This window comes from Streptomyces sp. NPDC050560, assembly GCF_044457285.1.
GTDB lineage: Bacteria > Actinomycetota > Actinomycetes > Streptomycetales > Streptomycetaceae > Streptomyces.
The window spans coordinates 108,444-124,835 of sequence record NZ_JBITGT010000011.1 but is presented as its reverse complement, the minus strand read 5'-3'; the positions used below and the strand labels follow the sequence as shown (position 1 = coordinate 124,835).

Here is a 16,392-nt window from a genome sequence, read left to right as displayed (position 1 = left end):
CATGAGCAGCGCAGCCACCCCGCCCCCCACCACCGTCAGGCTCACCTCGCCCGAGGTCGCCGTGCGCGGCCCCGCCACCCTCGGCGAGGGGCCCACCTGGGACGCCGCCGCGGGCCGGCTCCTCTGGGTCGACATCCTCGGCTCCCGGGTGCACGGCTACGACCCCGCCACCGGGCACCGCACGGTCCTCACCACCGAGCAGCACGTGGGCGCCGCCAAGCCGCGCACCGGCGGCGGCCTCGTCGTCAACCTCCGCGACGGCGTCGCCGCCTACGGGCCCGACGGCTCCGGCTTCCGCTGGCTGCTCCACGAGCCCGTCCCCGGCCGCCGCGGCAACGACGCCGCCGTCGCCCCCGACGGGTCGCTGTGGGCCGGCACCATGCACTACGACGAGAAGCCGGGCGGCGGCAGCCTGGTGCGGCTCGCGCCCGACGGCGCCACCGCCGTCATCCGCCCCGAGGTCACCGTCAGCAATGGCGTCGGCTGGAGCCCCGACGGCACCCTCGTCTACCACGCGGACACCCCCACGGGCACCGTGTGCGTCGCGGACACCCGCCCCGCGGACGAGGGCCATGTCTCGCCGTGGCGGCCCTTCGCCACCGTCGAGCCGGGCGCGGGCTTCCCGGACGGGCTCACCGTCGACGCCGAAGGCGCCGTGTGGGTCGCGCTCTGGGACGGCGGTGCGGTGCGCCGCTACACCCCCGACGGCCGCCTCGACCGCGTCGTCGAACTGCCCGTGAGCCGCCCCACCGCCTGCGCCTTCGGCGGCGCCGGCCTGCGCGACCTGTACATCACCAGCGCGCGCGTCGGCCTTGCCGCGCCGCACCCGCTCGCCGGGTCGCTGCTGGTGGTGCCGGGGGCCGGGCAGGGGGTGGCACAGCCCGCGTTCGCCGGCTGACCGCGCGTCACCGTCCATTTCAAGCCGACGGAAAAGAACTTCGCCAACCGCAGGGCCCGTTGAACACCACGGGGCCCGCGCTCGTATCCACGTACGATCCGCCTCCCGGAGGCGGATCGGAACCGGCAGCCCCCCGCTTCCTCCCACGGCCTGCCGCGCGCTCCGGCCGGTCACGCTGGGCCTAGTGGCCGGGACGACCGGCGCGCGCGACGCCGCGCGGGCCTTGGGAGGGGGGCGGCCGGTGGCCCGGCCCGGCGGGCGCCGGAGGGCGCCCGCGTGAAGCGGGGATGTCAGCGGGCACGAGGCGCCCGCCCGCGCCGTTGCCCCTGCCCCTGGCTGCCCTGGTGCGGCCCGTGACCGGGCAGGGGAACGTCCGTGGGCTTCTCCTTGCTGGTGCGCCCGCCCCCTGTGAGGGGCATCGCGGCGGTCTCGGCGACGGAAGGCCCATCGGGGCCCCGGTTCTCCCGGGCGGCGGACTCGTCCGCGGCTGCCGGCCGTGCCCCGTCGGCCGCGGTCCTCGATGCGAGATCCCGCAGCGCCATGGCGGGGACGAACTTTCCCAGCTCCTTCTCCGACACCCACTCGACCTTGGTTCCCCACAGTGGCGCGGTGCCGTCGAGCAGCGCCTGAACCTGTGCGGAATCCTTGTCGTCCCAGTCCCTCCGGCGCTTGCCGCCGTGCTTGCGCGCCGTTTCGAGCGTTTTCCAGTATTCGTCCTGATGATGCCGGTCCTGCTGTGCCTGGTCCCGCATCAGACCGGTCTCCGTCTCCGGTGCCCCGGCCGGCTTGCGGTCGCGCCCCTCCTGGGCGAATGCGTCGGCCCTGCCCAGGTCCTTCAGGGCGCTGCCTATCCGCTGCCGTTGCGCGTCAACTTCCTTTTTCAGCGCTTTCGCGCGGGCATTATTGAGCGAGCCTTCCGCCGCCGCTCGAACTCTCCACACCACCCTCTCGACGGCATTTCGGGAAGACTGCTGCGGGGTGTGTTCTTCCGGCATGGGCCTTTACCCTTCCTCGTCCCGGGAACCGGACCTTCCCACTCCAATGACTGGAGTGCCGTCGGCCGACAGCCGGTCGACTTCCGCCGGGGGACTCCACCGGGCCGTCGGCGCCACAACGTGCCGTCCCCCGCGACCGGTTCAATCCACCGGGGCACGGCCGCCCGGCGGCGGTCACCCGACACCGCCCGCAGTGAGTTCCAGGGGCAGCGGGGCCCGCCGCCCGCGGTTGACCGCGAACACCGTCAGCGAGCCGTCCGCGGCCCGTACCGCCGTCGCGTGCAGCAGCGGCACCTCGCCGTGGCGCCGGGTGGTGTACGTCGGCGAGTCCACCCATACGTGCAGCACCTCGCCCCTGCCGTACGCCGCGGCCTGGGCGAGGCAGACGATGCGCACCCGGTCCGCGTGCCGCAGCAGCGCGATCAGCAGGGAGCCGACGACCACGGCGTCGGTGACCGAGCAGGCGTTACCGGCGCGAGGCTAGCGGCCCACCCTGCGCTTGTTCCAGACGTCGAAGCCGACCGCGACCAGCAGCACAAGGCCCTTGATGACCTGCTGGTAGTCGGTGCCGATGCCGACGAGGGACATGCCGTTGTTGAGGACGCCGAGCACCAGGCCGCCGATCACGGCGCCCAGCACGGTGCCGACACCGCCGCTCATGGACGCGCCGCCGATGAACGCCGCGGCGATCGCCTCCAGTTCGAAGTTGACACCGGCCTGCGGGGTGCCCGCGTTGAGTCGCGCCGCGTACACACAGCCCGCGAGCGCCGCTAGCACGCCCATGTTGACGAACACCAGGAAGGTGACCCGCTTGTCCTTGACGCCGGAGAGCGTCGCCGCCGCCTTGTTGCCGCCGAGCGCGTACACATGGCGGCCGATGACCGCGTTGCGCATCACATAGCCGAGCACGATCAGCAGCCCGCACATGATCAGCAGCACCACCGGAACCCCGTGGAAGCTGGCGAGGGTCAGGGTGAACGCCACCACGGCGGCCACGATCGCCACGCACTTCAGCGCCCACAGCCCCGCGGGCAGCACCTCCAGCTCGTACTGCCGCTGCCGCCTGCGGTCACGCCACTCCTGAAGGAGCAGCAGCACGATCACCACGAGGCCGATGAGCAGCGTCGGGTTGTGGTACTGCGTGTAGGGGCCCCACTCGGGGATGAAGCCCTGCGCGATGTCCTGGAAGCCGCCGGGGAACGGCGCGATCGACTGCCCGTCCAGGATGATCTGCGTCAGACCGCGGAACAGCAGCATGCCCGCCAGCGTCACGATGAACGACGGTATGCCCAGATACGCGATGAAGAAGCCCTGCCAGGCGCCCGCGGCCGCGCCGATGAGGAGCGCGATCACCAGCGCGAGGCCCCAGGGGACGTCGTGTTTCACCATCAGCACGGCCGCCACCGCGCCGACGAACGCCACCAGCGACCCGACCGACAGGTCGATATGGCCCGCGATGATGACGATCATCATCCCCATCGCGAGGATGAGGATGTAGCCGTTCTGCTGGATCAGGTTCGAGACGTTGTTCGGCAGCAGCAGGACCTCGTCGGTCCAGATCTCGAACAGGACGACGATGAACACCAGGGCGATCAGCATCCCGTACTGGCGCATGTTCGTCCGCATGCTGCGCAGCAGCAAGGCACCCGCCGAGGGGCCCTCGCCGCTCGGTGGCGCGGGGGAGTCCTGCTGGGGTGGGGTCGTCGTGGTCATGACGTGCCTCGGCTTCCATCCGTCGTCATCTGCCGCATGAGGACTTCCTGGGTGGCGTCGGCGCGGGAGACCTCACCGGTCAGCCGCCCCTCGGCCATCGTGTAGATCCGGTCGCACATCCCCAGCAGCTCGGGCAGCTCCGAGGAGATGAAAAGCACCGCCTTGCCGCGGGCCGCGAGACGGTCGACGACCGTGTAGATCTCGTACTTGGCGCCCACGTCGATCCCGCGCGTCGGCTCGTCGAGGATCAGCACCTCGGGGCCCGCGTGAATCCACTTGCTCAGGACGACCTTCTGCTGGTTGCCCCCGGACAGCCGGCCCACCTGCTCGAACACCGTCGGCGTCTTGATGTTCATCGAACTGCGGAAGCTCTCCGCCACCCGCCGCTCCTCGTGCTCGTCGACGACGCCCCTGCGGGCCATGCCGGGCAGCGAGGCCAGCGACACATTGCGGTGCACCGTGTCGATCAGGTTGAGCCCGTACGTCTTGCGGTCCTCGGTGACGTACGCGATCCCCGCCCTGACCGCGGCCGGCACGGTACGGGTGTCCACCCGGCGCCCGTCGACCGCCACGGAACCCGCCTCGTACACCCCGTAGGAGCGGCCGAACACGGACATCGCCAGCTCGGTGCGGCCCGCGCCCATCAGGCCCGCGATGCCGACGATCTCGCCGCGCCGCACGGTCAGCGACACGTCGTCGACCACCCTGCGCTGGTGGTCGACCGGGTGGCGCACCGTCCAGCCCGTCACCGTCAGCGCGACCTTGCCCGCGTCCTCGCCGTCGTAGCCGGTGCGGTCGGGGAAGCGGTGGTCGAGGTCGCGGCCGACCATGCCGCGGATCAGCCGGTCCTCGGACAGCTCGGGCTCCGCGCCCCGGGAGTGGCGCACCGGCAGCGTCTCGATGGTGCGGCCGTCGCGCAGGATCGTCACCGAGTCCGCGATCCTGGTGATCTCGCCGAGCTTGTGCGAGATCAGGATGCAGGCGATGCCCTGGTCCCGCAGCTCCGCGATCAGTTCGAGCAGCTTGGAGCTGTCGTCGTCGTTGAGCGCGGCCGTCGGCTCGTCCAGGATCAGCAGCCGCACCTTCTTGGACAGCGCCTTGGCGATCTCCACCAACTGCTGCTTGCCGACGCCGAGGTCGGCCACCGGCGTCGTCGGGTTCTCCCTGAGGCCCACCCGCTTCAGCAGCCCCGCGGCGCGCCGCAGGGTGTCGTTCCAGTCGATGACGCCGCGCCTGGTCTGCTCGTTGCCGAGGAAGATGTTCTCGGCGACCGACAGGTACGGCACCAGCGCCAGCTCCTGGTGGATGATCACGATGCCGTGCCGCTCGCTCGCCCTGATGTCCTTGAACGCGACGGGGGCGCCGTCGAAGTAGATGTCGCCCTCGTAGCTGCCGTGTGCGTGGACCCCGCTGAGGACCTTCATCAGCGTCGACTTGCCCGCGCCGTTCTCCCCGCAGACCGCGTGGATCTCGCCGGGCAGCACCGTCAGGCGCACGTCGGACAGCGCCGTCACCGCGCCGAACCGCTTGGTGATGCCGCGCATTTCGAGCAGCGGCGCCTCGTCGCCCGCCAGCTCCTCGGTGACGGCGCTCTCCGCGGCGGCGACCTCGTCCGCGCTCGGTGGCGCGTCGATCTTTGGGGCGGCCTCGGCGAGCGGCTCGGCGGCGGCGCCGGACGCGGCCCCCGGCTCCCGCGCCTCCCGGTCCTCCGCGCCGCTCACGAGAGCTGGCCCTTCTTGAAGTAGCCCGTCCTGACGAGCAGATCGGTGTTGGACCTGTCGACCGAGCCGGGCGTCAGCAGGTAGGCGGGCACGACCCGCTTGCCGTTGTCGTAGTCCGTGGTGTTGTTGACCTCGGGCTTCTTGCCGGTGAGCATCGCGTTGCCCATCTGCACGGCCACCTTGGCGAGCTTGCGGGTGTCCTTGAACACCGTCTGCGTCTGCTCCCCGCGGATGATCGACTTCACCGACGCCAGCTCCGCGTCGGAACCGGTCACGATCGGCAGCGGGTGCCCCTTCGTGCCGTACCCGGCGCTCTTCAGCGCCGAGAGGATGCCGATCGACAGGCCGTCGTACGGCGAGAGCACCGCGTCCACGTCCTGCTCGCCGTAGTTCTTCGTCAGCAGGTCGTCCATGCGTTTTTGCGCGGTGCCGCCGTCCCAGCGCAGGATCTCCGTCTGGTTCAGCCTGGTCTGCCTGCTGCGCACCACGAGCTGGCCCGAGTCGAGGTACGGCTTGAGCACCTTCATGGAGCCGTTCCAGAAGTACTTGGTGTTGTTGTCGTCGGGGGAGCCCGCGAACAGCTCGATGTTGTATTTCTTTTCCGCGTTCTTGTCCGGCTTGCCGAGCCTCAGCTTGTCCACGATGTACTGCCCCTCGACCCTGCCGCAGCGCTCGTTGTCGAACGAGGCGTAGTAGTCGACGTAGGGGGTGCCGAGGATCAGCCGGTCGTACGAGATCACCCGGATGCCCGCGTCGTGGGCGCGGCCCAGCACGTCGGTGAGCGCCCTGCCGTCGATGGCGGCGATCACCAGCAGCCGGTACCCCTTGGCGATCATGTTCTCCAACTGGGCGACCTGGTTCTCCACCTTGTTGTCGCCGTACTGGAGGTCGGTCTTGTAGCCGGCCTTCTCGAACTGGCCGGCCATGTTCTCGCCGTCGAGAATCCAGCGCTCCGACGACTTGGTCGGCATCGCGATGCCGATGGTGTTGTCCTTGGCACTGTCCGGGTGGTAGCGGCTGCCGCCCTTGGCCTCCTGGCCGCAGGCGGCGAGCGAACCCGCGAGCACCATCGCGACGACGGGTATCGCGGTGCGGCGTGACATACGGACGCGCATGGCATCAGTTCCCTTCTTCTGTCACCGGGTGGGTGAACCGCCGCAGCTCGCCGGGCAGCCGGGCGCCGAGCGGCGACATCCCGCCGTCCGCCCCGTGCCGGGCCAGCAGGTCGAGTACGAGGCGCCCGCGGCGCACCCGCTCACGGGCGGTGTCGAGCGTGACGTCCCGCAGATGCGCCCCGTACGGGTAGATGCCGGGCGCCCTGGAGAGGCCGAACTTCAGGTAGAGCGGGGCGCCCCGCCTGATCAGCTCGGCGGTGTCGTACATCCGCACATAGCCGCCGAGGTCGTCGGGCGCCTCGACGTAGAAGTCGAGCGGGGTGCGGGAGAGACGGCGTATCTCGGTGAGGTGCTGGAGGGTCAGGTCGGACGGGATGTTGACGGAGTCGGCGCCCAGGCCCTCCCACACCGCGAACGAGACCGGGTTCACGGGGCCGACGAGCGCCGACACCTTGAAGGTGGTGTCCGCGGGCAGGGTGCCGTGCGCGCGCAGCCTGTGCAGCGTCCAGAGCACCCCCTCGTCGGCCACCAGCAGGCAGCGCACGCCGAGTTCGACGGCGCGCAGCGCGTCCTCGACGCACCCGGCGACCGCGTCGTGGCCCCGGGCGCGAAGGCCGCCGCCGCCCGAGGGGCTGCGGGTGGAGGCGCCGATGTCCCAGGTGCCGCGGGGGCCCGTGAACAGGCAGAGTTCGACGCCGCGCGCGGCGCAGGCGCCGGCCATCTCGGTGATCTCGTCGTCGGTGAGCATCCAGACGCCGCTGCCCTGGCTGATCCTGTGCACCGGCACGTCGAGCCGCGCGGACTCCTTGAGCACGGTGGCGACCGCCTCCGGACCCTCGACGGACGGGATCTCGACACGCCAGGTGCCGCCGTCGGGGAAGGTGTGCGGGGAGGCGTCGGCGGGCACGGGCGGCGGCGGTGCGAGACCGAGGGCGTCGAGCGCCCGCTCTCCTGGCCTGCGGGCCGCCGCGGGGGACTTGTCGGTCACGTGCTGTCCTTACGGTCGATGGCGGTGCGAGGCGCGGCGCGCGCCGCACCCGGTGGGACGGCCCGGCCCGGTGGGGCCGCGCCGCGGGTCAGGGCGTGAGCAGGATCTTTCCGGTGCCGGGGGAGCCGACGAGGTCCACCGCGCTGCCGTACTCGGCGAGCGGCAGTTCGTGGGTGACCAGCGCCCGTGGCGTGAGCAGCCCCGCCGCGAAGGCCCGTACCGCGTGCGCCCAGGCGGCCGGGGTGGCCCCGAACACGGTGCGCACCTCAAGCCGGCGCACCACGAGGTCCGCGGGGTCGAGCCCGACGGCGCCCGCGCCCGGGATGCCGGTGAGGACGAGCCGGCCGCCGCGCCTGAGCAGCGCCGCCGCCTCGTGCGCCGCGGCGGGCGAGCCCGCGGCCTCGATCACGGTGTCGTAGCCGCCGGGCCCCGGGTCCGCGCGGTCGCGCACCTCGGTGGCGCCAAGACGCAGCGCCAAGTCCCCGCGCCCGGTCCCGGCGCCGACCGCGAGCAGGTGCGCGGGTGAGGCGGCGGCGAGGAACTGCACCGCGAGCAGCCCCAGGGTGCCGGTGCCCACCACCGCGACCCGCTGCCCCGGCAGCGCGGCGGCCGCCAGCGCCGCTGCCGCCACACACGCCGCGGGCTCCAGCAGCGCCGCCGCGGCCAGATCCAGGCCGCCCGTGCCGCCCTCGCCTCCCGTACCGTCCGTGCTGCCCGTGTCGCGCAGGTCGCCCGTGTCGCCCGTGGGCTCGGGCAGCGGGTGCAGCAGCCGGGCGGGCAGGGTGAGGGTGGGGGCGAGCGCGCCGGGCTCGGTGAAGCCGGTCTCGGCGTACCCGGCGGCGCACAGCGTGGTGTCCCCTGCGCGGCACCGCTCGCACACCTGGCAGTTGCGGAAGCCCTCGCCGACGACGGCCCTGCCCACCAGCGCGGGCGGCACCCCCGCGCCGACCTCCGCGACGGTGCCCGACCACTCGTGCCCGGGCACCACCGGGTAGCGCACGTACTCCCCGGGGCGATCGCCCCTGAACAGCTCGCGGTCGCTGCCGCACAGGCCGCAGGCCCGCACCCGCACCAGCGCCTCCCCGGGCCCCGGCGGCACCGGCTCGTGCGGGACGAGGCGGAAGCGGCCGGGCGCCTCGACGAGGACGGCGCTGCTCACCGGCCGTCCTCGGGGGCGCGCTTCTCCCAGCCCTCGGCCCACAGGTCGAACCTGGCCCGCTGCTGCGGGAACTCGGCCGCCGCGTCGGTGTCCAGCTCGACGCCGAGGCCCGGCGCGTCGGACAGCGTGAAGCAGCCGGTCCCGGGATCGACCACGGGCGCGCCCCTGACGACCTTCTTGATCTCGGCGTCCGCGAAGTCATTGAAGTGCTCAAGGATCTTGAAGTTCGGGGTGCAGCCCGCGACCTGGAGCGAGGCGGCGGTGAGCACGGACCCGCCGACGTTGTGCGGGGCCACCAGCGTGTAGTGGGTCTCGGCGGTGGCGGCGAGCTTGCGGGTCTCCAGGACGCCGCCGATATGGCCGACGTCGGGCTGGATGATGTCGGCGGCGCCCGACTCGAACAGCTCCCGGAACTCGATCCGGTCGTGGATGCGCTCGCCCGTCGCCACCGGCAGGTCCACCTTGCCCGCGACCTTGGCGAGCGCCGCCAGGTTCTCCGGCGGCACCGGCTCCTCAAGCCAGGCAGGACGGAACGGCGCCATCTCCCGCGCGAGACGGACCGCGGTCGCGGGCGAGAACCGGCCGTGCATCTCCAGCATCAGTTCCGCGGCGGGCCCGATCGCGTCGCGCACCGCCTCGATCAGCGAGACCGCGTAGAGCGTGGCCTCGTGGTCGAGTTCGTAGTGCCCGGTGCCGAACGGGTCGATCTTCAGGGCCCGGTAGCCGCGCTCCACCACGCCCTGGGCGGCCTTGTGGTACGCCTCAGGGGTCCGCTCCGTGGTGTACCAGCCGTTGGCGTACGCCTTGACCCGGTCGGTGACCCGGCCGCCGAGCAACTGCCACACCGGCACCCCGAGTGCCTTGCCCTTGATGTCCCAGCAGGCCATTTCCACCACGGCGATCCCGGACATCACGATCTCGCCCGCGCGCCCGTAGTCCCCGTACTTCATCCGCCGCACCAGGTCCTCGACGGCGAACGGGTCGCTCCCCACGAGGTGGTTGGCCCCGGCCTCCTTCAGATAGCCGAGGAGCGCGTCGGTATGGCCGAGCATCCGGGTCTCCCCGACGCCGCTCACACCCTCGTCCGTGTGCACCTGGACATAGGTGAGATTGCGCCATGGTGTCCCGACCACATGTGTGCTGATTCCCGTGATGCGCACGGTTGCTCCCGGCTGTTCGGAGAAGTACGTTCCGCTCGTTCGATATATCGTCATGCGTTCGAAATGCTGGCGAGACAGTAGAACCAGGTGGTGGGGGTGTCAATGGGTCGGGGGCCGCCGGTGATGGACGCGCACGCCGTGCGTCCGGGGGCGGCGCCCGCACCGGGCAAGGCCCCGGCGGAGCACGGGAGTCCGGTCCCGTTTTCTCCCGGTGTCACACACCGGGTCGACGGCGGGAGTTGACGCCCCCTGCACAAAATTCACCGACCCGGCTTTCTATATGACGGACTTACCGCCTAGCCTGCCGTTGTCATGGATTACTGCCACTCGTGCCGAAGGCACCTCAACGGCGCCCTCGTCTGCCAGGGATGCGCCGCGCCCGCAGCGGCGTTCCGCGCCGACGCCGGCCCCCTCCCCGCCGAGGAGCAGGGCCACGCGCACGAGTACGCGTACCCGTACGACACCGCTGCCTACGACACCGCACCGCAGCCGCTCCTCTCCGTCCCCGAGGAGCCCGCGGGGCCGCGCCCCGGCCGCGCCGAGTTGCGCAGGGCGGCCGCCGCGGGCGGGGGGCGCAGGGCGCGGCGTGCGCACCGGCGCAAGCGCCGTACGGTGATGCTGGCGACGACGGGACTGCTGCTCGCCGCGGGCGGGTTGAGCTTCGCCGAGGTGGGCCTTGAGTCCTCCCCGGAGCCGGACAGCGTCGCCGCCCCGGACACGGCCGCCGACGAGCCCACGGCGGTGCCCTCCACCCCCGACGGCTCCGACAGCCCGAGCGCCCGCTCCAAGTCGCCCGCCACACCGTCGTCAAGGACGGCGTCGGGCAGCGGCGGCGGTGCCCCCGCGGCCGGTTCCTCGTCAGTCGGCCGCGGCGCCGACCAGCCCGCCTCGCGCGGCAGCCGCTCGGCGCCAGGACTGCCGTCCTGGAGCGGCGGCACGGCAGACGACTGGTGGCACGACGACGACCACGGCGGCCAGGGCGGGGGCGGCGACGACCAGCAGACCCCGTCCGCCGACCCCACCACCTCCGCGCCCGGGACGACGCCTCCGGTGACGGACCCGCCGAGCGACGACCCGACGAGCCCCACGCCGACGGCGGACCCCACCTCCCCCGACGACCCGTCCGGCTACCAGTGCGACCCGTACCACCGCTACTGCCACCACCGGTACTGAGCCCGACGCCACGCGGCGGCCCCGCACACCGGCCGGGATAAGATCACGGCATGGACGCCCTGTACCCGCGCCTGCTCGTCGGGGACTTCGACACCGCGGCCCGCTTCTGGACCGGCGCGCTGCGCGACCTGCTGGGCATCGAGCCGGTCAAGGTGATCCCCGCCGCCGGCTACGCCAACTGGGATTTGGACGGCGGGACCGTCCTCGTGCTGTTCGCCCGCGCGAGCCTCGCCGCCGCCGTCGGCACCGGCGACCTGCCGTCGGCCGCGCCCGCGCAGGACGCCGCGATGCTCGTCCTGCGGGTCCCGGACGTCGACGACGCGGCCCGCCGCCTCGCGGGCCACGGGGCGACCCCGGTCACCGAGCCCCAGGACCGCCCCGACTGGGGCGCCAACCTGCGCACGGCCCATCTGCGGACCCCGGACGGCACGCTGGTGGAACTACAGTCCTACTGAACGCCCCCCGCACCCGCCTGCCTTGGGAGCCTCGGCGCCCGGGCCGCCGGGCCGCGGCCCCGCTCGCGGCGCGCTCAGTCCCGGCCCGGTACGCGCGCCCCCGTGGGGAAGCCCTCCGCGGTGTAGACCGCGTACCTGTCCTCCCAGTCGGTGGGCGCGACGGGCCGCTTCTCCAGCCGGGCGTCGAGCGAGGCGAGGCACACGTCCCACCCGGCGGCCTTCATGGCGGCCGAGTTCCGCTCCGCCAGCACGTCGGTCAGGGTGAGCCTGGTCCTGCCGCCGTCCAGCGGCTCCAGGTCGAAGCGGAGTTCGTCGGGGCCCCAGGTGAAGGCGAAGGCGCGGGGCGGGTCGAGGGTGACGACACGTCCTGTGAGGGAGTCGTCCGGCATGTTCGGATCGCCGGCCAGGGTGATGACGCCGTTCACGGCGAGTTCGACGGTGATCTCGGGCTGCGGGAACCAGTGGGCCAGTTCGGCGGGCTCCGTCACGGCGCTCCACACCCTCTCGACGGGGTGGTCGTAGATCCGCTCGAAGCGCACCGCGTCGCGGCCCTGGTGGGTGACGAAGGTGCCGGGGTCGATGGTGGTCATGGGGGTTCGCTCCCTTTCTTGCGTGCCGCTCAGGCGCCGTCGGGCCGCTCGCGCTCCTCGCGCGCGGTGGCGTCCAGACGGCGGCCGAGGGCGTCGAGGCGGTCGTTCCACAGCCGCCGGTACGGGGCGAGCCAGGCGTCGAGATCCGCCATCGGCGCGGGGTCGATCGCGTACAGCCTGCGCTGTGCGTCCCGCTCCACCCGTACGAGCCCGGCCTCGCGCAGCACCCGCAGATGCTTCGACATGCCGGGCTGGCTCATCCCGCACGCCTCGGCCAGCTCCCCGACGGGACGCGGTCCTGCCAGCAGGTGTCCGAGTATCGTGCGCCGGTTCACATCGGCGAGCGCGCTCCACACGGCTGTTTCCATGACGCTAATATGCTCACACGTACATATAACTGTCAAGGCATGTAAGGGTGTCGTCTCAAGTGCCAGGCCCCGGCTCAGGGTTCAGCAGCCGGTCGCGGTTCTCGCGCGCCCAGGTGCGGAAGTCGCGGGCGGGGCGGCCCGTGACGCGTGCGACGGTGTTGGTGACCAGCGACGGCACCCCGACGGCCGCGGCCTCGGCGGCCGTCAGCGCCCTGAACACGTCCTCCGGCAGATGCGGCGGCCGCGCCGCCAGGGCCTCCTGCGGGCTCAGCGCCGCCACCTCGACCGGCGTGCCGAGCACCTCCCCGACGGTGTGCGCGATGTCGCGCTGCCGCAGCGAGGCGGGGCCGCTCGCGATCTGGAAGAGCGCCCGGTGGGTCTCGCGGGTGAGCAGGTCGGCGGCGACGGCGGCGATGTCGCCCGGGTGGACGGGGGCGAACTCCGCGTCGGGATGGGCGAGCCGCACCCGCCCCGACGTACGTATCGCGCCCGCCCAGTCCCGCAGCACATTGGTGGCGAGCCAGGTCGGGTACAGCACCGTGGCGGGGATGCCGGACTCCCGGACGGCGCGCTCCGCGGCCCGGTGGACGCGGCCGATCGGCCCGCTGTGCTCGCTCGCCTCGAAGGCGGCGGGCGACGACAGCAGCACCACGTACCGCACCCCCGCGGCGACGGCCGCCTCGACGAATGCCCCGACGCCCTCGCGCGCGGGGTAGAGGAACGCCGCCTCCACGCCCCGCAGCGCGTCCCCCGGGGCGGTGATGTCCAGCTCTCTGGCGCTCGCACCGGGCGGCAGCGCCAGGCCGCGCGGGTCGCGGGCCGAGCCGAGCACGGGGTGTCCGGCCGCGGCGAGCCCGGCCACGAGACGGGCGCCGATGTTGCCGCGGGCCCCCGTGACGAGGATGGTCATCGTTCCTCCATATGCTTTGCTTGCAAATCACATTTGAAGACAAAGGTAAAGGGGTGTGCGGAGGGTGTCAACGGACGGGGGTGCGGGTGACGGGCCGGCCGGGCGGGGCGGCGGCCGGGGGAGCGCGGGGGCCCGGGGGTGCGGAACGGGGCGGCGGTCAGGCCAGCATGCGGCGGAGCAGGTCGCGCAGGGTCAGGCGCTCGGCGTCGGTCAGGCCCGCCAGCGGGACCCGCGCGAAGTCGAGGGACTCCCGCAGATGCCGGGAGATCGCGGCGCCCCGCTCGGTGGCGGCGGCGAGCTTGACGCGCCGGTCGTCCTGGTCGAGGCGCCGCTCCACGAGCCCCCTGGCCACCAGCCGGTCGATCATGCCGGTCACATTGGACGGCTCGCACTTCAGCGCCCGCGCGATCTGCCGCATCGGCAGCGGCGCGGGGGTCAGCAGGGCCAGTATCCGCGCCTGGGGGCCGGTCAGCGCGTGCCTGGCGGCCGCCCGCTCGTACTCTTCGTAGTAACGCGCCACGACGGTGCCGATGAGGTCCTCGACCTCGACGGTCAGTGGATCGGGTCGAGCGGTACTGAGGGACATGCCGTCCAGGCTAGCCACCGCCCGCGCGGCGTTGAACCACGACGACGGGCAGGAGCAACCGGAGACAAGCGGAAGCAACCGGAAGCACGCGGGAACAGGCGCAGCAGAGCGACAGCAGGCCGGAAGCCGAGAACGGACAGGAGACGATCGCCGCGTATGTCAGGCACCACGGAACACCTCCCCGCGACGGGCCTCGCATGGCACCTCGCACGCCGCCCCGAAGGCCCCGCCACCGCCGAGGACTTCGCCCTGCGCGAGATCCCCGTCGTACCGCCGGAGGAGGGGAGCGTCCTCGTGCGCAACCGCTACTTCTCGGTCGACCCGTACATGCGCGGCAGGATGAACGACGTCAAGAGCTATACCCCGCCCTACCGCCTCGACCACCCCATGGACGGCGGCGCCGCGGGCGAGGTGATCGCCTCGCGGGCGGCGGGCTTCGAGCCGGGCGACCTGGTGGTGCACGGCCGCGGCTGGCGCGAGTACGCGACGGTGCCCGCGGACACCTGCGTGCGGGCCGACACCGCGCTCGCGCCGCTGTCCGCGTACCTCGGCGTGCTCGGCATGACCGGCCTCACCGCCTATGCGGGCCTGCTGGACGTGGCGTCCTTCCGGCCTGGCGAGACGGTGTTCGTGTCCGGGGCCGCGGGCGCGGTCGGCAGCCAGGTCGGGCAGATCGCGCGGCTGAAGGGGGCCGCCCGGGTCGTCGGCTCCGCCGGCTCGGCGCAGAAGGTACGGCTGCTGGTGGACGAGTTCGGCTTCGACGCCGCCTTCAACTACAAGGACGGGCCGGTGGTCGGGCAGCTCAGGCCGCTGGTGCCGGACGGCGTGGACGTCTACTTCGACAACGTCGGAGGCGAGCACCTGGAGGCCGCGCTCTCCCGGATGAACGTGCACGGCAGGATCACGGTCTGCGGCATGATCGCCCAGTACGACGGCGCGCCAGGCCCGGCCCCGCGCAACCTGGCCCTGCTGATCGGCAAGCGGCTGCGGATGCAGGGCATGCTCGTCGGGGACCACGAGCGGCTGCGCCCGCGGTTCGTCGAGGAGGTCTCCGGGTGGCTGCGCGAGGGCCGGCTGACGTACCGGGAGACCGTGCTGCACGGCATCGAGCGGGGCGCGGAGGCGTTCCTCGGCCTGATGCGCGGCGAGAACACCGGCAAGATGCTCGTCGCGCTCGACGGCTGACCCGACGGGCGGTGCGGCGGGTGGCCGGGAGCGCGGGGGGCACCGTCGCGGGCGGTGCCCGCGCGGCCCGGTAGTCTGCCCGCCATGCGTGATCTCGGGGTGGGGTTCGGCTATCTGCTGAAGGGCCAGCGCTGGGTGGCCCGGCACGGCAGACAGTACGGGTTCGGGCTGCTGCCAGGACTGTTGACCCTGGTGCTGTATCTGGCGGTGCTGGTGTGCCTGGTGCTGTGGGGCGACGACCTGGTGACGGCGCTGACACCGTTCGCCGACGACTGGGCGTCGCCCTGGCCCGGGCTGTTCCGCGGCTTTCTGACGGCGGTCCTCTTCGCGCTGGTGCTGCTGCTCTCGGTGGTCGCGTTCACGGCGGTGACGCTGCTGGTGGGCCAGCCGTTCTACGAGGCGCTCTCGGAGCGGGTCGACCGCTCGGTCTCGCCGGACGGCAGCGCGCCCGAGTCCGGCCTCACGTTCCGCCGCGAGCTGTGGCTCGGCGTCAGGGACGGCGTGCGGATCGCGGTGCGCGCGGCCGTGTGGGGCGTGCTGCTCTTCGCGCTGGGCTTCGTGCCGGTGGCCGGGCAGACCGTGGTCCCGGTGGTCGGCTTCTTCGTCACCGGCTTCTTCCTCACGGAGGAACTGCTCGCGGTGCCGCTCCAGCGCCGCCGCGTCGAACTGCGCGAACGCCTCGCCCTGCTGCGCTCCCGCCGGACGCTGGTGTGGGGCTTCGGCACCCCGCTCGGCGTCGCCTTCCTGGTGCCCGTGGTGGCGGTGTTCCTGATGCCGGGCGCGGTGGCGGGCGCCACGCTGATGGCGCGGGACCTCATGGGGGAGGAGAGCGGCGCCCCGGACGACGAGCACTCCCCGGCCACCGACACCCCGGAGGAAGAGCCGCCAGGGGACCTCCTGGCCCCGCCGGAGTAGTGGACCGGCGCGGCGTACGGATCACGACTCCACGGTGGGGGAGGGCTGTGCCCGTTCCTTCACCCCTTCCTCACCGTGCCTTTTCCGCGCGGTCCTCGATGGGCATGGCGGCGCAGATCCCGATCATTCTGCCCGCATTCTTCTGCGCAGGTCCTCGCCTTGATGCGGCCCTTCGGCTCACGGCTCCCCACAAAAAGCCGCGTCAACTCCGTATGAAAACATGGGCAGAACGCACTTTTCTGTCGGCTTGACATGCCCGATGTGCCGCGCCAGCGTGGGACGGGTCCATCCGGATCATCCAACCAGAGGAGGTACCGGCGTGGAGTCGCATGTGGACACCGAAAAAGAAGTGACGACGTACGAGCCGCCCCAGGTTTCCGAGATCGGCTCTTTCCGCGAAGTCACGCTCGGCCAGGGCCTGATAGTGATCGACTACAACGGTTACTACTTCCTTGACTGAG

The 16,392-nt window shown here is 72.5% G+C and carries 17 protein-coding genes and 1 pseudogene; 6 read left to right on the top strand and 12 right to left on the bottom strand.

Going from position 1 to position 16,392, the window contains the following annotated elements:
• The first annotated feature begins 1 nt into the window (after nt 1).
• A complete protein-coding gene (locus tag ACIBIW_RS25420) occupies nt 2–898 on the top strand; it encodes an SMP-30/gluconolactonase/LRE family protein (RefSeq protein WP_399339330.1) in 897 nt (298 codons plus the stop codon).
• Between the two features lie 290 nt (nt 899–1,188).
• Here the strand turns inward: ACIBIW_RS25420 and ACIBIW_RS25415 are convergent, their stop codons facing one another.
• From ACIBIW_RS25415 to ACIBIW_RS25380, 8 genes and pseudogenes are all read right to left on the bottom strand, one after another.
• Complete coding sequence (locus ACIBIW_RS25415; RefSeq protein WP_399339329.1) at nt 1,189–1,893, bottom strand: hypothetical protein; 705 nt, start codon at nt 1,891–1,893, stop codon at nt 1,189–1,191.
• Between the two features lie 180 nt (nt 1,894–2,073).
• A pseudogene (locus ACIBIW_RS25410) lies at nt 2,074–2,352 on the bottom strand (alpha-L-arabinofuranosidase C-terminal domain-containing protein); the annotation flags it as partial.
• A 21-nt stretch (nt 2,353–2,373) separates the two neighbouring features.
• Nucleotides 2,374–3,606: a multiple monosaccharide ABC transporter permease gene (gene mmsB, locus ACIBIW_RS25405; protein ID WP_399339328.1), complete on the bottom strand. Its 1,233-nt coding sequence runs from the start codon at nt 3,604–3,606 to the stop codon at nt 2,374–2,376.
• On the bottom strand, nt 3,603–5,150 hold the full coding sequence (gene mmsA / locus ACIBIW_RS25400; RefSeq protein ID WP_399339483.1) for a multiple monosaccharide ABC transporter ATP-binding protein: 1,548 nt from the start codon (nt 5,148–5,150) through the stop codon (nt 3,603–3,605). The genes mmsB and mmsA overlap by 4 nt, the downstream gene beginning before the upstream one ends.
• Before the next feature lie 173 nt (nt 5,151–5,323).
• The gene (gene chvE, locus ACIBIW_RS25395) at nt 5,324–6,442 is read right to left on the bottom strand and encodes a multiple monosaccharide ABC transporter substrate-binding protein (protein WP_399339327.1); all 1,119 of its coding nucleotides are present in this window, start codon (nt 6,440–6,442) and stop codon (nt 5,324–5,326) included.
• A 4-nt stretch (nt 6,443–6,446) separates the two neighbouring features.
• Nucleotides 6,447–7,430, bottom strand: a complete 984-nt coding sequence (locus ACIBIW_RS25390) for a hypothetical protein (protein ID WP_399339326.1) — start codon at nt 7,428–7,430, stop codon at nt 6,447–6,449.
• Between the two features lie 88 nt (nt 7,431–7,518).
• Nucleotides 7,519–8,589, bottom strand: coding sequence for a zinc-binding dehydrogenase (locus ACIBIW_RS25385; protein WP_399339325.1), 1,071 nt, complete (start codon nt 8,587–8,589; stop codon nt 7,519–7,521).
• Nucleotides 8,586–9,749 (bottom strand): mandelate racemase/muconate lactonizing enzyme family protein, encoded by a 1,164-nt coding sequence (locus ACIBIW_RS25380; protein ID WP_399339324.1) that lies wholly within the window; start codon nt 9,747–9,749, stop codon nt 8,586–8,588. Before ACIBIW_RS25380 ends, ACIBIW_RS25385 begins: the two co-directional genes overlap by 4 nt.
• A 312-nt stretch (nt 9,750–10,061) precedes the next feature.
• Here ACIBIW_RS25380 and ACIBIW_RS25375 point away from each other — a divergent pair, with 312 nt between their 5' ends.
• Both ACIBIW_RS25375 and ACIBIW_RS25370 read left to right on the top strand, forming a co-directional pair.
• On the top strand, nt 10,062–10,922 hold the full coding sequence (locus tag ACIBIW_RS25375; RefSeq protein WP_399339323.1) for a hypothetical protein: 861 nt from the start codon (nt 10,062–10,064) through the stop codon (nt 10,920–10,922).
• A 50-nt stretch (nt 10,923–10,972) separates the two neighbouring features.
• Nucleotides 10,973–11,377: a VOC family protein gene (locus ACIBIW_RS25370; RefSeq protein WP_399339322.1), complete on the top strand. Its 405-nt coding sequence runs from the start codon at nt 10,973–10,975 to the stop codon at nt 11,375–11,377.
• Between the two features lie 74 nt (nt 11,378–11,451).
• On the opposite strand, the gene ACIBIW_RS25365 is transcribed toward ACIBIW_RS25370, so the two are convergent.
• The 4 genes from ACIBIW_RS25365 to ACIBIW_RS25350 all read right to left on the bottom strand — a co-directional run bounded on the left by ACIBIW_RS25365 (nt 11,452) and on the right by ACIBIW_RS25350 (nt 13,831).
• Nucleotides 11,452–11,967 carry an SRPBCC family protein gene (locus ACIBIW_RS25365; protein ID WP_399339321.1) on the bottom strand — a complete coding sequence of 172 codons (516 nt, stop codon included), beginning with the start codon at nt 11,965–11,967 and terminating at the stop codon, nt 11,452–11,454.
• 29 nt (nt 11,968–11,996) lie between these two features.
• Nucleotides 11,997–12,335 carry an ArsR/SmtB family transcription factor gene (locus tag ACIBIW_RS25360; RefSeq protein WP_399339320.1) on the bottom strand — a complete coding sequence of 113 codons (339 nt, stop codon included), beginning with the start codon at nt 12,333–12,335 and terminating at the stop codon, nt 11,997–11,999.
• A gap of 55 nt (nt 12,336–12,390) precedes the next feature.
• On the bottom strand, nt 12,391–13,245 hold the full coding sequence (locus ACIBIW_RS25355) for an NAD(P)H-binding protein (protein ID WP_399339319.1): 855 nt from the start codon (nt 13,243–13,245) through the stop codon (nt 12,391–12,393).
• Between the two features lie 157 nt (nt 13,246–13,402).
• Entirely contained in the window at nt 13,403–13,831 is a 429-nt protein-coding gene (locus tag ACIBIW_RS25350; RefSeq protein WP_399339318.1) for a MarR family winged helix-turn-helix transcriptional regulator, read from the bottom strand.
• A 156-nt stretch (nt 13,832–13,987) separates the two neighbouring features.
• On the opposite strand from ACIBIW_RS25350, the gene ACIBIW_RS25345 reads away from it, so the two are divergent.
• From ACIBIW_RS25345 to ACIBIW_RS25335, 3 genes are all read left to right on the top strand, one after another.
• A complete protein-coding gene (locus ACIBIW_RS25345; RefSeq protein ID WP_399339317.1) occupies nt 13,988–15,016 on the top strand; it encodes an NADP-dependent oxidoreductase in 1,029 nt (342 codons plus the stop codon).
• Nucleotides 15,017–15,100: 84 nt separating this feature from the next.
• Complete coding sequence (locus tag ACIBIW_RS25340) at nt 15,101–15,931, top strand: EI24 domain-containing protein (RefSeq protein ID WP_399339316.1); 831 nt, start codon at nt 15,101–15,103, stop codon at nt 15,929–15,931.
• A 319-nt stretch (nt 15,932–16,250) separates the two neighbouring features.
• Entirely contained in the window at nt 16,251–16,391 is a 141-nt protein-coding gene (locus ACIBIW_RS25335; RefSeq protein WP_399339315.1) for a lasso RiPP family leader peptide-containing protein, read from the top strand.
• Nucleotide 16,392 lies beyond the last annotated feature (1 nt).